Source organism: Paenibacillus apiarius, from assembly GCF_017052585.1.
GTDB classification, from domain to species: Bacteria; Bacillota; Bacilli; order Paenibacillales; family Paenibacillaceae; genus Paenibacillus_B; species Paenibacillus_B apiarius.
Window position 1 is genome coordinate 1,770,683 of the sequence record NZ_JAFFHZ010000001.1, and the last position, 14,462, is coordinate 1,785,144.

The following is a 14,462-nucleotide window of genomic DNA, read 5'->3' on the forward strand; positions in this document are numbered from 1 at the left end:
GAAAGACCCTAATCTCGATAGAAAATGAGATTAGGGTCTTCTTCATTCACATTAACGTTCACTGTTACAGATGCGGATGTTGCTACCATAGGATGATTTATTCCGTTCCCTCATACTGTTCAATCATCCGCTTCATATATTTCAACAAATTCCCTCGCAACTCCGGCCGTTGCAACGCATAATGCAGTGTCGTCTCAATAAAGCCAAGCTTCTCCCCTACATCATGCCGATGCCCGTCAAAGTGATAGGCCAATACGGTTTCTTCCCGCCCCAATTGGGCAATCGCATCCGTGAGTTGGATTTCGCCATTTACCCCTGCCTCCTGCTGCTCCAACAATTCAAAGATGTGCGGGGTCAGCACATACCGCCCCATAATGGCCCAGTTCGACGGGGCCTTCTCTTGCGTTGGCTTTTCAATGAGCTGCTCCGCTCTGAGAATGCGTTCATGAATGAGCGGTCCAGCAACGACGCCATACCTGGATACCTCTTCCCATGGCACTGGCTGGACGCCAACGATGGAGGATTCGTATTGCTCAAACACTTCAAGCATTTGCTTCAGGCATGGGGTATCCGCTTGCACGATGTCATCACCCAGCAGCACGGCGAACGGCTCATTGCCGATGAATTTGCGGGCGCACCAAATCGCGTGGCCGAGTCCGCGCGGCTCCTTCTGACGTATGTAGTGGATGTCGGCCAGGTCGGACGGCTTTCGCACCTCTTCCAGCAGCGAGAGCTTATCTTTCTCGCGCAGCATATATTCGAGTTCGAAAACGTTGTCGAAGTGATCCTCAATCGACCGCTTGCCCTTACCAGTGACGATAATGATATCTTCGATTCCCGATGCAACGGCCTCTTCCACAATATATTGGATGGTCGGTTTATCCACTATTGGCAGCATTTCTTTCGGCATCGCCTTTGTCGCCGGAAGGAAACGCGTTCCGAGTCCCGCGGCAGGAATAATCGCTTTCCTGATTTTCATGTTTACCTCCATATCCTTCAATGTAATCCGCTCCAAGCACTCCCTGTAAGTATACATGATTATATCCTTATTCTACACATCGATCTTATGCGCTCCTTCCGCTTTATATGTAGCAACAAGCTTTTGGGCGTGCGTTCATCAAGGAACAACAATTCAGCTCCAGGGAGACCCTTTTCGTGCCCCTTTTGAGTGCTAAATTTTAATCTCATTAATCCTTTACAACACTAATGATTAACATAAAAAGGAGAGGGAGGCTGGAGACATTCTGAATGAAGGGGAGAGTGACGCAAAGGATGAAATAGATATCCCTTTGCCATGAAGGATAAATGTTATTGAAACAAATCACTATCACAACACAACAAAGAACCCGAATGAAAATGCAGACTCACTCCCTGCGCTTCCATTCGGGCTCCCATGTTCCAATTCTATTTGGCTAAGCCGCTGCTCTAGACTTACTTGACAAGCTGTCCTCGGGTTACGCCAAGCTGGTTCGTTGCTTTCAGCTTGCGCCACACCTCGGTGCCGCTAATCTCGCCGCGAAGCGCGCGGCCGTACAGATCAATGACCTCGTGCACCTGCTCCGACGTCTCTTCCAAAAATTCGACGCGGTAGGAACCTACGCCAAGCTCAAGGAAGTTCCTCAAATATTCCGCACCTGACTGCTCAATCGCGTTATAGACCGTGTTCCGGCAGCCTTCATCCACCCGGACAGGATGGGACATGCCGATGCGGTCGCGCAAGGAGACGCGGTGCTCCTCGCATGGACGGCCGCAGTTCGTGTAATCTGTTCCTTCGCTAAGAAACGTACAGTAGACGCAATGCTCTGTATGGAACATCGGCAGATGCTGGTGAATAACGATTTCCAGCTTCCTTGTGTCCGCATGCTGCAGCATATCCACCATTTGTTGAATGTTCAAATCATACGACGGCGTAATGGTATCGAGTCCTGATTGCGCGAACAGCTCCACGGCCTTATGATTGGCCACGTTCAAGGAGAAATCGCCAATCAGCGTCGGGAACTGTTCGCCCTTCGCGGCCGCTTCCTCCTTCGCCTGCACGTAGAATTGCAGCGCGCCCGTGTTACGCACAAGCACGGCGTCCGGCTTCAGCTTCAGAATATTTCGGTGGTAGCCGTTCTCATTCGGCATATGGATGCGCGGCGTCACCAGGGCGATCGGCTTGCCCGCAGCACGGCAGGCTTCGACAGCGGCCGGGAACTGCTTGATGAACTCGAAGTCCGCATAGATTAACGCGGCCTCCGTCTTCACGGCAGCCTCCACCTGCTCGAGCGAGCGGCACAACGCCGTCAGCTGCGCCCTGCCGAACGGCACGGCGACATGCTCGCTCACGGCTTCGCCGTACACGTCGGTCTCGCGCTTCACGTACACCGGCGGCTTCGGCCGCTCTCCAGCCAGCAAGTCCACCGCATGGCGGCGAATCGCGTTCAGCTCGCGCATCGGCACGATGACGTCGCCCTCAAGCACCGCGTCCAGCCGTTCCAGCTGGTACACCGTTCCGCCCAAGCGGCCGAACTGCTCCTCCAGCAGCGCCGAATCCATCGGGCGCTTCTGCGCCACGTCGAGCTCCAGCTCGGAATCGACCTGTACGGTCGTCCCCTTCTGCACGTCGGTCCACCACGTGCGCAGCGGCTCGCCCGCGCGTCCTTCCACGCGCACATGCACCGGGAACACCCGATATGGCTTCTCCGTATCGAATGTCGCGCGCATGCGCTTCTCCAATGCAGGGTCGCTCGTCTTCCAAATGCGGTCGCCAACGTGAACCCGGCGCAGGTCGACATCCTGCCGCCCCGGAACGATGTCCACGAGCCAGCCTTCTTCCGCCTCGCCCTCCACCTTCACGCCTTTGCGGCGCACGTCATATACGCGTCCGCCTTCTTCCTTCTTCGTCGGATCGCCCGCATCGAAGCCGATGCCGTCGCCGCGTTTCAGCGGCGCTTCCAGCTTGCAGACGACACCGTCGCGCAGCACCTGCTGCACGGTGCCGAGATAGACGCCGCGGCTCTTCGGGAACGTCCCGTCCACGAGCTGCTTGTTGTTCGTCCCCTTCAGGAAGCCGTGCGTAAATCCGCGCGAAAAGCTCTGCTGCAGTTCGCGCACTTCCTCCTTCGACGGACCCGTCCAGCGCCCGTCGAAATAATCGTCGATCGCCTTGCGGTACTTGCTCACCACGTTCGCCACATATTCGGGCTGCTTCATCCGGCCTTCGATTTTGAACGATGTGACGCCGGCTTCAATCAACTCCGGCACGATATCGATCGCCGCCAAATCCTTCGGCGACAGCAAATACGTCACATCCCCCATCGGGCGATGCTCCCCGTCGACCATCATGTCATAAGGCAGACGGCAGGCTTGCGCGCATTCCCCGCGGTTCGCGGAGCGTCCGCCCCACATCTCCGAGGTCAGACACTGCCCGGAATAAGATACGCACAGCGCCCCATGCACGAACACTTCCATCGGCAGCTGCGCCTGCTCGCCAATTTTCTGAATTTGCTTCAAATTGTTCTCCCGGCCGAGCACGACCCGCTCCATCCCGTACGGCTTCGTGAACTCCGCCGCCTCGGGAGACGTAATCGTCATCTGCGTCGAGCCATGAATCGGGAAATCAGGCGAAATCTCGCGGATCATTTTGACCAGGCCCAAATCCTGCACAATGACCGCATCCACACCGGCATCAACGCACGCCTCAATCAGCTCTTTCGCGTCTTCCAGCTCGTTTTCAAACACCAAAATATTAAACGTCAAAAAGCCTTTGACCCCATAGCAGTGCAAATAAGCCATAATGTCGGGCAAATCATCCATGCGAAAGTTATTGGCGCGCGCCCGGGCATTGAACTTCTCGACCCCGAAAAATATCGCATCCGCGCCGTTCGCGACCGCCGCCCGCATGCAATCCCAATCGCCGGCCGGCGCCAACAGCTCTATATCTCCACGCGTTATGTCCTGCTTTATTGTAGTCATGCTCATCCTCCAAGCTAGATTCCTCAGCGCCACAGCATGAGCTGCGTTCTATCTCTTTTTTTCTGCTGAAGATGCATAAATTAGTATAGCGATCTTTGCGCCGAAACTCCAGTAAAGGCTAGAACTTCCTGATGCTCTTCCGAAGCCGCCTGGCCGCCGATCAACAAAGCGCCCTAGCGGACAGCCACTTAAGCCTTCCGAAGCGGGCGCTTCAACTTGTATTCCATTTTCAACGACGGCCAATACTGCACTAAATCGTCTGTTATTTAAATGTAAAAGACTTGGTTGCCTGCTTCAAGCTATTCATCAATTCAGGCGTCATAGATGCGTCATAGACGGTGTACAGAATCGTATACACGCTTCCGTTGTTGGCGACAATTTGCATGTGGGTCGTATAAGGCGCATCAATATCCACATCTCTGCCTGTCATGTCGACCAGATAAGCCGGTTTGCCTTGCAGTGTCGTCTTTTCCTTTTTCACAAAGCGAACCATGTCATCATCTATCAGCGCTTCTTCCCAACGAGCCAACACTTCTTCTGCCGTCTCCGCTTGTTCAACATAAATGAAGAAATTGCTGTTCGGCAACGAATAGCTGGCAATCGTGCCTTCGTCAAGGTTATTCTCATAGCCTTCCATTACATAATAGCTGGCGTCGTTCAGCCACCATTCCGGTATTTGCACAGTAAAGCCAAACGGCTTCCCGTCACGCTCCACAAATTTATCCCAAGGCATCCGCCAGTTTTCCCCGGAAGGAAGCTCAGCCAGTTCGCCCTGCTTCTCCTTCATCTTGCCGTCCACACGTACCGAGGCGAGAATGCGGTCGCCGACTGTTCTGTCTGCTATATCATCCTGCCCATAGAAAGACACTATATATTGAACGCCTTCCTCCATCGCGATGAGATGCATGCTGAGGCTCCAGTCCTTCTCATTATAACGGTGCTTATACACGCTTAGCTTGGCCGAGGTCCCGTCTGCCAACGAAATGTCCTTCGTTTCCACCAGCTTCACATATTCCGGCTTGTACAGCTTCTTCAAATAAGCTTCTTGCCGCTTGACCAGACCATCCAGCGTCATTCCCTCTTCCGCCGTTCCATAGTAATACTCTACGCTTTTCCAATCGCCTTCACCCGCCAGAACGCGCGGAGCCCCATAGTCTTGATGCCAATCCACCGGCAAGTCGGCGGACAGTCCGTCTCCCCACAGCTTCATGTGGCGATAGCCGTCCTTAACCGTGCTCACATTCGTAAGCGCACTTTGACCTGCGGCGTAGCTCGGGCGAAATGTATTCAAGAAGGACTCATATTGAAGCAGCTGCTTCGGCCGTTTCGCCGCATCATCAAAAATACGGACGACGTACCGTTTGCCATTTGCGCTAAATATTCGTACAAGGTACATCGTATCTCCGTCATTAGATACACCTTGGGCATAAGCAACTCCATCCAGTTTCCCGGTGCGCAGAAATTCCAGCTCTCCCGCATAAGTCACTTCCGTCTGCAAATGCTCCATTAGCTGTTTCTCGGTCGCCACGCCCTGGAAGGCGCTCGTCAAGTGCGCCAGCTCATTTGATTCCCAATCCGTCACTGCCACATGTGCGATAACAGATCTGGATTCATTGCCGATCACGACTTCACTCTCTGTTGGCGATACCGCCTCATGGCTCCAGCCTTGCGGGAGCACCATGGACCACTTGTAATAAGAATCCCCGATACGCGGCGCCGTTGCGCCCACCTGCATCGAAGCGGCGGCCAGCGGCTCGAGTCGCTTCCAGCTCAGCACTATCGTCTGATCCGAATCTGTCTTGCAGGTGGCTCCGAATGCTTCCGCTGCCTGCTCGAGCGGCACCATCGCCGTTCCGTTCATCAATTCAGGCGCGACTGGAAGCGTCGCCAGCTTCCCGTTCAGCATAGCTTGCTTCTGACCGATACGCATGCGGATGGAAGCGCGATCACTCGCGAGCGTCACGACATTGCCCGCATCCAGCTTAAGCGACGCGTCGAACGCCCGCGTAAAAATACTCAGCGGCACCATTGTCGTGCCTTGCTTCACATAGGGCTTCACGATCGTGAGCGCTTCTCCGTTCAGCGACGCCTTGGCGCTGCCCGCCTTAAGGCGCAGTTGATCTTGGAGCGCCGCCTCTGTGGCAGCGACCGGCGCCGGAGAAGCCGTCAGCCCCACTCCTCCCGTTGCCATTGCCACCAGCGTCAGCGCCACAATAGCTGTGCGCAGGCGTTGGCGCGGCCCTTCTTTGCATAACGTGAGCTCCATCATCCCCACTCTCCCCGGAAAAATATCACTTATTAATGAATGCTAGGTTTAGCCGCTATATCTACAATCCCTACTTTCATTTTCATGCAGCTTGCCAATTCCCTTTTCAATCGGCAATTCCCAGATTCTCTTGCTCCTCTGTCTTCTGCACGGGCTCCTCTCCCGCCAATGTGACCGTCCGCGCGACCAGATCGCCTCCCGACTGCATCATCAGCTTCACCTGCTGGCCCGGAAGCTTCAGCTTGAGCGCTTCATGCACATCGACGAGCGTCTTTACAGACTTCCCGTCAATGGAAAACAATACATCACCGGCTGTGATGCCCGCCTTTTTCGCCGATGCGCTCTGCACGTTCGTCACCTTAATCGGATCGTCGGATGGCAGCCCGACATAGGCGGCCCAGCTTTCCTCCAGCTCTGCGCCAAGCGAAGCCCGCTTTATCTTTCCGAATTTGAAAAAGTGCTGCACCGCCATCTTCACCGTATCGGCAGGAATGGCAAAGCCCATATTTTCAATGCCCACCGCGGCGAACTTCATACTGTTAATGCCGACGACCTCGCCTTTCATGTTCACCAGCGGACCGCCGCTGTTGCCCGGATTGATAGCCGCATCCGTCTGAATCAGTTTATACTTGGAATCTACTGCACGATCCGTACCGCTAATAATGCCCATTGTCGCTGAATTGCGGAGCGTGAAGGACACGGGCGTGCCTAATGCGACGACCGATTCCCCTACCTGCAGAGCCGCATCGGGCTGTACGAACGAGATCGGATGCAGGCCCGTTACGGCAATCTTCGCAATCGCCAGATCGCTTTCTTCGTCGGCGAACCATTTCGTGACCGGATACGATTTGCCGTTCGGCGTTACAACCATCGGATGCGCCAGCTCCGAGATGACGTGCGCATTCGTGACAATCCACCCATCCTGACGAACAGCGACGCCTGTCCCATGAGCCAGCCAATTATCGGAATTATCCTCAGCATCCCGATGCTTTCCAATGATCGAGACAACCGATGGACTGACCTTCTTCACGATGGCCGGAATGTCATTTGGCGCGTAACGGTATGTCTTCGTCTTGGCATCATACGTCCCTTTGTTCCCCGTCATTTGCTCGAACGCATCCGCCTCGATGTACACCTTGTCTTTTACCTTCGCCGCCTTCATGGTAACTATATTTGACGCTTGCCCCGATACCGTCGCGACTCCCATAACCCCCATTGTCAACCCCAACACGATGCAGAGTCCCACGCGCCATGCTCTTTCTCTCCGTCCGCTGCCGTTCTTTCGCCGCTCTCCCATTTTCTTGCTCCTTCCTTGCTCTGCAGCCATTTCCGCTGCTTCCGCTTACCACTATTGATGATACTCCCCGGTTATGCAAGCGAAAAAAGGCTCCTTGATGATTCCCACCAAAGAGCCTGTCTATTCTTGACTTTCTTATGTATCGCGCAGCTTGACCATGCCATCTTATCTCGCGATGTTATCATTCGTGAGTGAACCGCTTCCAATATTGAACCGTGGAGGGATGCCCCTACCAACCCTGAATCATGATCCAGTCTGCATACAAGAACACAAGCAAGCTGACTACGGCAAAGCCGAGTGCAAATACATTGCGTTGGCGCTGCTTCACTTGACGAATAACCGCCCACACCAAAATGATCGTAAACACGATCATAAATATGTCGAACAATTGGAATAAACTTTCAGTTTGTTGTGCTCCTTCGGCCAGAAACATGGTGTGACCTCCCTCTACACGCGCATTTTACCTATCTAAACCTATGTTATATTTACCCAGCTCCAGATGCAAGTCTAAATCATTATTTTAACAAGATTGTCACCAATTTTTCACGTTTTATGCTTGCTGCAGCCCAAGTTCGATGACCGATGTCATAGAACGCAGGGGTGAATCTTCGCTCTCAACCGATTCATAACCAAATTTGAGATCATTTATTAGAAAGAGTAATACCTTTTTTTACCTTACCTTATTGTGGCCCTTCTGTAAATATGCTACGATGAGCTAAAGTTAAATCAGACTATTTATATCGGAATTAATTAGATTAGAATTTAGATGAGGAAGCGAGGGATTACCTATGGCGTATGAACCAGTGTGGATGCAGGACCCTTCGAAGCTGAACAAGTTTGAATTTGTCAAAATGGAAAAGGACGGACTGGATGTCATCCGCGACATTATTGAGACGTATGCGCTGCAAGGCTACGAATCCATTCCCGAAGACGACAAAGGCCGTTTTAAATGGGCGGGCGTCTATGAACAGAAGCCGAAGGACGGCTATTTCATGATGCGTATCCGCATTAATTCGGGAATCATGAACGTGGCCCAAGCCAGAGCGCTGGCGGATATTGCCCAGCTGTACGGGCGCAGTCTGATGGATGTGACGACGCGGCAAGCGATTCAATATCATTGGCTGCGCGTAGAGGACCTCCCGGATATTTTTAAGCGGCTGGAAGACGTCGGCTTATATTCCTATGAGGCTTGCGGCGACTGCCCGCGCACGATTGTCGGCAATCCTCTTGCAGGCATCGATCCGAACGAGCTGATGGACACAACCGCGCTAGTGAACGAAGTGAACGATTTTTTCCTGCTCAATCGTGACTTCTCCAACCTCCCCCGCAAATACAAAATGTCTATCTCCGCCAACATCTACAACAATGCGCACGCGGAAATAAACGACCTCGCCTTTACCCCGGCCGTGAAAGAGATCGACGGCGAGCAGGTGCTCGGCTTCCACGCCCATGTCGGCGGCGGGTTATCAGCGAAGCCGTTCCTGGCCAAGCCGCTCGACATGTTCATTCGCCCCGAGGAAGTGCTCAAGGTCGCGATCGGCGTGACGACGCTGTTCCGCGATCACGGCTTCCGGGAGAAGCGCCATCAAGCGCGGCTCAAGTTTTTAATCGCCGCCTGGGGCGTCGAGAAGTTCCAAGCGCATTTGGAAGAGCTGATCGGCAATTTTCCGGCACGGGGAGATGATATGACAGTTGGCTGGCAGGCGGCCTATTTCGACGGCGTCCATCCGCAGCTTCAATCCGGTCTGCATTACGTAGGACTCAATGTGCCCATCGGGCGTCTGAATGCGGAGGAGTTCGGCCAATTGGCCGCTCTGGCCGAACAGTATGGCGACGGCACGCTACGGACGACCATGTCGCAAAATATAATCTTAACGGGAATTCCGGAAGAACATCTGGATGCCGTGCTGTCGGCTCCCGTGCTGCAACGGCTCACCCCGTTCCCGAAGCCATTCATGAGCCGCACTGTCTCTTGCACGGGCAACGAGTTCTGCAACTTGGCCATCGTCGAAACGAAAGAGCGCGCCCGCCGCGTTGCCGAGTATTTGGATGAGCGCGTCCCAGATCTGAACGAGCTCATCCGCATCCACTTTATCGGTTGTCCCAATGCTTGCGGACAAAAACACGTAGCGGACATCGGTCTGCAGGGAGCGCTGGTAAAGACGGCGCAAGGCATGATCGACGCCTTCGATATCGCCGTGGGCGGCATTCTCGGGCCGAATGCCCGCTTCAATACGACACTGAAAGGCCGCGTAAAAGGCGACGACGTTCCGCATGTGTTGGAGCAACTGCTGCTCTACTATAAACAGGAACGTCACACGGGCGAATCGTTCCATGCCTTCTTCCTTCGTGTCGGAGCAGAAGCCTTCCAGGCGAAATTAACGGAGGTGTTAACCGCAACGGCCTCGGCGTCTTAGTCAATTCGTGACTGCACAACCCATACAAATTACACTCCGTACAATCGTCATCTTCCAAATGATCCTTATTTATGGTATTATTTCTAAAGAAAATTCGTTTTATTATAGTTAGACATGCATAAACTAATAAAGACCGCAGATGCTGTAACATCTACGGTCTTGCAATAGATTGCCCTTAGGGCAGTCGACTAAGATTGACAGAAAGTAGACCTCCTGGACAACCGAGCCCAAGGGAGGTCTACTTCTTGTTATGGAAGGACAGCAGAGCAGCAAGAACCCCTCCTATCTGACTAGCTATCGGATAAGAGGGGTTCTTTCATGCTCTATTATTATAGCGTCAGCTCAATTTCATCATACGCGCGTATCATGACATCTGCCTTAGCCGGCTTGGCATCGAATTGGCGCTCCTCATCAATGAACACCTGCAGCGCCGAGCCCGCGCTGTGGCCCATCTCCATATCGCCGACGGAATCGCCGATAACAGCCACTTCATGCGGCTGCAAGCCCAGCTCCCGGCAAGCGAGCTCCACCATATCCGGATACGGCTTGCCATGCTCCACGCAATCATCGCCAATGACGGCAGCGAAATACTGGCGGATTCCCATCTTCTCCAGATGCTGCTCTGACGGGCGCTTATCGTCCGCCGTCACTACGGCCATTGGCAGGTCGAGCTCACGGCAACGCTCCAAGAATGGCACGACGCCGGATATCGGCACGATGTTCGCACGATCCAGCACCTGTTCGTTCGCATACTCGAACACTTCCGTCACACGCTGAACCGCTTCGTTCCATGGCACGCCTTCCTTATACAGCAGGTATGTGGCAATGCCTATCATTTGCGAAGGCGAGCCCATCGCGAGCGGCCCTTGGCGATCATGCTTGCGCACGGAGCCGTTCTCCTCAATGTATACGCCCAATATATAACCCGGATGTTCCGGTAATTCTCCGCCTTCTTTCTTCAGCTCCCGTTCCAATCCCGAAAGCACCGTCTCTGCCCACCAGCCCCACAGGCTAATAAATTGCAGCAGCGTCCCGTCTTTATCGAACAGAATGCCGCGCACCTGTGCGCTGCAGCCGCCGACGTTCATCTGTACCATCCACATCTCCCTTTCCCCCGTTGATGGTATCATAAGTTCGGCGAAAGCTTCATATTTCCTGCTTTCCCGCACAAGATTATTCGTTATATGTTTAGGCGTCCAACCGCTCCGTCCGTGCATACACGGCTGCTGACACCATCCATTTGGCATATGTCTCCCGCTGCACCGCTACCAGATAATCATCCAATTGCTGGCTCAGCTTGACGATTTCATCGTCCGTAAAGCTCTTCTTCTCGTTCACCGCCTGCACCAAGTCACGACGAATCCGTTCTATTTTGTGGATCAACGCTTCATGCGTGCGATTCCCCGATATATGAGCGATATTCATAAGCTAGGTCACCCTTTCCGGCTGGAAACGGTCTGACGACAATTCGTTATCCAGATTCTGTATTCCGACCTAGTATAACCCATGTTTCTCGAAACATCGATTTTGGACACGCTAGAAAACTCAATAATTATCCTATTTTGTAAAATAAAAGAACACCCTTTATAAAGGGCGTTCCATGGATACTTGCCACAACGATACTGGTTAATGACTTACCACTCCACAACTCCGCCGCCACCGCCCGCGAACGCTTTGAATACGTCCGACTGTGCAGCCGCCTCCAGCAAAGGATAGGCGAATACGGCAACACCCAATGCCATGACTGATAATTTGCTCCACATTTTCTTCATTGTAAAACCTCCTGATGGGTATTTTTCAGCGCATGAAACGCTGCTCTTACCTTCTGCAGCAAACCGTATAACTGTTCGATGTTTTCATTCTTTGCTCTGATCTCGCCTAATAGCCGATCAAACAGCAGTTCAAAACAACTATGAGCGTTATTTTTCCTATCTATCTTAAAAAACAGGGTCGCGCTTTTTAACAAACAATCCACGGAGTCTTCTTTCCTGTTCAGCCTATAATAGTAGTCGCTTTTTATCTTGTAATAAAAAGCCTGATCGGAAAAAACGAGGGGATTTAACCGAGCAGGCTCGATATAATCCTTTTCATTTTTAATAAGCTGCTCGATCGCATTAAAGTTGTCCTGCCGAAGGTATAGATCGATGAGCTCGTAAATGATGTATATTTTTCCGGGGTTTCTTATCAAACAACCTTGCAATTGGTTAGTAGCCAAAGCGAGCTTTCCTTTTTTGGCATTCAGTTTCCCCCGCATGAACTGTACATTTTCTAATACAGCAGGAAACGAGTAGGTTTCATATTTATTGATGTTCTCTTCCGCCAGCTTATAATTGCCGATAAAAAAGCAACAAAAGCTGACCAAGAGAACAGCATCCGCTTTTAATTTGCTTTCCGTAACATCCAGCTTCTCGACATAATGGAACGACTCTATTGCCTCTTCGTATTTATTCAGGTGGTAGGCATGAACGCCCAGCTTGTAATAAAGCTTAATTTGTTCTTCGTTCGTCAAGAATTGAACATAATTTAAAATACATTTTCCGGTATGATAGGTAGTTTGCAGTTCTTCACACTTGTCTCGTTGAATCAGGTAGTCCTGCAGCAACGCCTTGGCGTAGTACGTTTGGATTCCATGTGAACGCGTATAATCTATAATAAGCTTGTACAAAGCTAGTTTAATCGTTAGATTGTCTGTGACCGTTCCAACAAAGGTGTATAACTCCTCTACCAAATCGTAGCTGTCTTTTCGCTCGTCCAATAAATAGCGGGAGGCAATGCGGGTACATAATGAGGGCGCGCTGGTGACCGATTGTCTTAAGATGGACATAAGCACATCGGCTCTTTGTTCGACAGAGAGATATAACTCCACAATGTCTGCATAAAGCAAGTCAAGGGCGCCCGCGAGGGCCTGCATCGTTTTAAAATCCGGACGCTTCGTTTCCCCGTTCTCAATCTTGGAAATGATCCCTTTCCCTACGCCCGATCTCTCTTCCAGCACGGTTAAAGTTAAATTGGCTTCCTGTCGGCTTGTTCTGATGAGGTCGCCAATAGATGTGAACTCTAACGACTCCGTTCTCATTCCCTCACCCTTCCAAATAACACTTATCGACTTTTGATTACATTTTACCACATATTCCCTAATTAGTGAATAACCTTTGGCTAATATCTTGCAAGTTTCTGTTCCCTGTGCCAAACACCTGTGCAAGCCTTCTACCCCACCTGTTCGGGACAATATGTTCTAAAAAAGAGAAAGCGCCCCGATGAACCTTGGCAATCACAGGGGCACCATGCTTTTAGCTTGCTCTCGCCAAGCTCGTCAACCCAAGCGCTTCCGGCAATACTTTTTTGGCGGCATCCAGCCACGTGCGCGCCTCAGGACCAATGCGGAATACACGGTTAGAAGGATTATTCACAATTCGAGATAACTCGGAATAGATAGGGTAATCCTTCTCTAAGGCACTATATACACTATGGCGTGCCGGTAAGAGATACTGCGGATATTGGCCCTCAGCATGAGGCCGCAGGCCTTGTTCCACCGTATCCGAAGCGGCCACGACATTCGCTAGCTCTTTGGCTAGTCTGGGATGGGATGTCTGAGCGTTCACACCGACAGCATCACTGTAGAAGAGCGGAATGTCTTGCTCGGCCGACGACGAAATCGGTTTAAACCTTACCTGATCTGCAAAAGCCCCCATCCGCATCATCGATTCGCTGTAGCCGATAAAGGCTCTGCCGCTGCCCTGCGCGAACCAGGAGGCTCTGGCATAAGCGTCGCCATCCTCCGGATAATATTGCGATTGATTCACCCCCGCCATATCGATTAGCAGCCTCAAGCCGCGAATGGCCTTCTCATTTAGATGGTCCAGCGGCGGAAGCACGTCATATTTTGTATAACGGTTGGTTACATCGATGAGCGCTTCCAAATACATGCTCGCCTTGGTCGTGCCTCCTGACATGTCGATTAGCAGCCCCTTATTTGCGGGAGGCGGGATTTGATCGGACTGATTGGTGCCGACTTGCTTGTAGAGCTCATAAATATTATTTACTTGCGCCATTTTCAGATCATCTTTCCGGTAAAAGAGCAGGTTCGTGCATAAAATTTGCGGAAGGGCGTACACTTTCCCGTTTCGTTTCGCACCCTCCAGAGCAAAGTGCACAACATCATCCGCCTGGTCGATTTCATTGCTGCTGAAAGGGAGCAAATACCCCCCATCCACGAAATGGCTGAGGAAAATCGAATCTAACACGAACACGTCCAGATCCTCAGGCGGTTCCGTAGAGTAGGAATCCCAAGCCACAAACTCCAGCTTGACATCAGGCTCTTTCCGCTCCCACTGTTCGAGAACGGCCGCTTCAAACCGGGAAGAATCAGGCACGTAGGGATATACCGCTACCTTCAGCGTGATATTCGCAGGTGCGTTGAGATGGTCCGCTCCAGCCGCTGCCGGACTGACGACAACAAGCAACAATGCCAGCATAATCATCAAATTTCTGTACATGATTCCTTTAAAACTCTTCATGCCGGTAT

General features: G+C 52.1%; 11 protein-coding genes. 1 reads left to right on the top strand and 10 read right to left on the bottom strand.

Annotation, left to right across the window (positions count from 1 at the left end):
- Positions 1-97: 97 nt before the first annotated feature.
- The 5 genes from galU to JSQ80_RS08235 form a co-directional block, all read right to left on the bottom strand.
- Positions 98-979, bottom strand: coding sequence for a UTP--glucose-1-phosphate uridylyltransferase GalU (gene galU, locus JSQ80_RS08215; RefSeq protein WP_206094965.1), 882 nt, complete (start codon positions 977-979; stop codon positions 98-100).
- Positions 980-1,431: 452 nt separating this feature from the next.
- Entirely contained in the window at positions 1,432-3,957 is a 2,526-nt protein-coding gene (locus JSQ80_RS08220; protein WP_206094966.1) for a U32 family peptidase, read from the bottom strand.
- A 262-nt stretch (positions 3,958-4,219) separates the two neighbouring features.
- Complete coding sequence (locus tag JSQ80_RS08225) at positions 4,220-6,226, bottom strand: copper amine oxidase N-terminal domain-containing protein (RefSeq protein WP_206094967.1); 2,007 nt, start codon at positions 6,224-6,226, stop codon at positions 4,220-4,222.
- A 103-nt stretch (positions 6,227-6,329) separates the two neighbouring features.
- Positions 6,330-7,520 carry a S1C family serine protease gene (locus tag JSQ80_RS08230; protein ID WP_206094968.1) on the bottom strand — a complete coding sequence of 397 codons (1,191 nt, stop codon included), beginning with the start codon at positions 7,518-7,520 and terminating at the stop codon, positions 6,330-6,332.
- 229 nt (positions 7,521-7,749) lie between these two features.
- A complete protein-coding gene (locus JSQ80_RS08235; protein WP_087434053.1) occupies positions 7,750-7,953 on the bottom strand; it encodes a DUF2759 family protein in 204 nt (67 codons plus the stop codon).
- A 355-nt stretch (positions 7,954-8,308) separates the two neighbouring features.
- Here JSQ80_RS08235 and JSQ80_RS08240 point away from each other — a divergent pair, with 355 nt between their 5' ends.
- Entirely contained in the window at positions 8,309-9,937 is a 1,629-nt protein-coding gene (locus JSQ80_RS08240) for a nitrite/sulfite reductase (RefSeq protein ID WP_206094969.1), read from the top strand.
- A 329-nt stretch (positions 9,938-10,266) separates the two neighbouring features.
- Here the strand turns inward: JSQ80_RS08240 and JSQ80_RS08245 are convergent, their stop codons facing one another.
- From JSQ80_RS08245 to bcmE, 5 genes are all read right to left on the bottom strand, one after another.
- A complete protein-coding gene (locus tag JSQ80_RS08245) occupies positions 10,267-11,040 on the bottom strand; it encodes an HAD family hydrolase (protein ID WP_240463598.1) in 774 nt (257 codons plus the stop codon).
- 85 nt (positions 11,041-11,125) lie between these two features.
- Entirely contained in the window at positions 11,126-11,362 is a 237-nt protein-coding gene (locus JSQ80_RS08250) for an aspartyl-phosphate phosphatase Spo0E family protein (RefSeq protein ID WP_206094970.1), read from the bottom strand.
- A 209-nt stretch (positions 11,363-11,571) separates the two neighbouring features.
- Complete coding sequence (locus JSQ80_RS08255; protein ID WP_206094971.1) at positions 11,572-11,709, bottom strand: hypothetical protein; 138 nt, start codon at positions 11,707-11,709, stop codon at positions 11,572-11,574.
- Complete coding sequence (locus JSQ80_RS08260) at positions 11,706-13,013, bottom strand: helix-turn-helix domain-containing protein (RefSeq protein WP_206094972.1); 1,308 nt, start codon at positions 13,011-13,013, stop codon at positions 11,706-11,708. The genes JSQ80_RS08255 and JSQ80_RS08260 overlap by 4 nt, the downstream gene beginning before the upstream one ends.
- A gap of 214 nt (positions 13,014-13,227) precedes the next feature.
- A complete protein-coding gene (gene bcmE, locus JSQ80_RS08265; protein ID WP_206094973.1) occupies positions 13,228-14,454 on the bottom strand; it encodes a thiamine pyridinylase in 1,227 nt (408 codons plus the stop codon).
- Between the last annotated feature and the right edge of the window lie 8 nt (positions 14,455-14,462).

Coding starts and splice junctions, on each gene's coding strand:
- galU (WP_206094965.1), bottom strand. CDS start 979: ATGAAAATCAGGAAAGCGATTATTCCTGCCGCGGGACTCGGAACGCGT.
- JSQ80_RS08220 (WP_206094966.1), bottom strand. CDS start 3,957: ATGACTACAATAAAGCAGGACATAACGCGTGGAGATATAGAGCTGTTG.
- JSQ80_RS08225 (WP_206094967.1), bottom strand. CDS start 6,226: ATGATGGAGCTCACGTTATGCAAAGAAGGGCCGCGCCAACGCCTGCGC.
- JSQ80_RS08230 (WP_206094968.1), bottom strand. CDS start 7,520: ATGGGAGAGCGGCGAAAGAACGGCAGCGGACGGAGAGAAAGAGCATGG.
- JSQ80_RS08235 (WP_087434053.1), bottom strand. CDS start 7,953: ATGTTTCTGGCCGAAGGAGCACAACAAACTGAAAGTTTATTCCAATTG.
- JSQ80_RS08240 (WP_206094969.1), top strand. CDS start 8,309: ATGGCGTATGAACCAGTGTGGATGCAGGACCCTTCGAAGCTGAACAAG.
- JSQ80_RS08245 (WP_240463598.1), bottom strand. CDS start 11,040: ATGTGGATGGTACAGATGAACGTCGGCGGCTGCAGCGCACAGGTGCGC.
- JSQ80_RS08250 (WP_206094970.1), bottom strand. CDS start 11,362: ATGAATATCGCTCATATATCGGGGAATCGCACGCATGAAGCGTTGATC.
- JSQ80_RS08255 (WP_206094971.1), bottom strand. CDS start 11,709: ATGAAGAAAATGTGGAGCAAATTATCAGTCATGGCATTGGGTGTTGCC.
- JSQ80_RS08260 (WP_206094972.1), bottom strand. CDS start 13,013: ATGAGAACGGAGTCGTTAGAGTTCACATCTATTGGCGACCTCATCAGA.
- bcmE (WP_206094973.1), bottom strand. CDS start 14,454: ATGAAGAGTTTTAAAGGAATCATGTACAGAAATTTGATGATTATGCTG.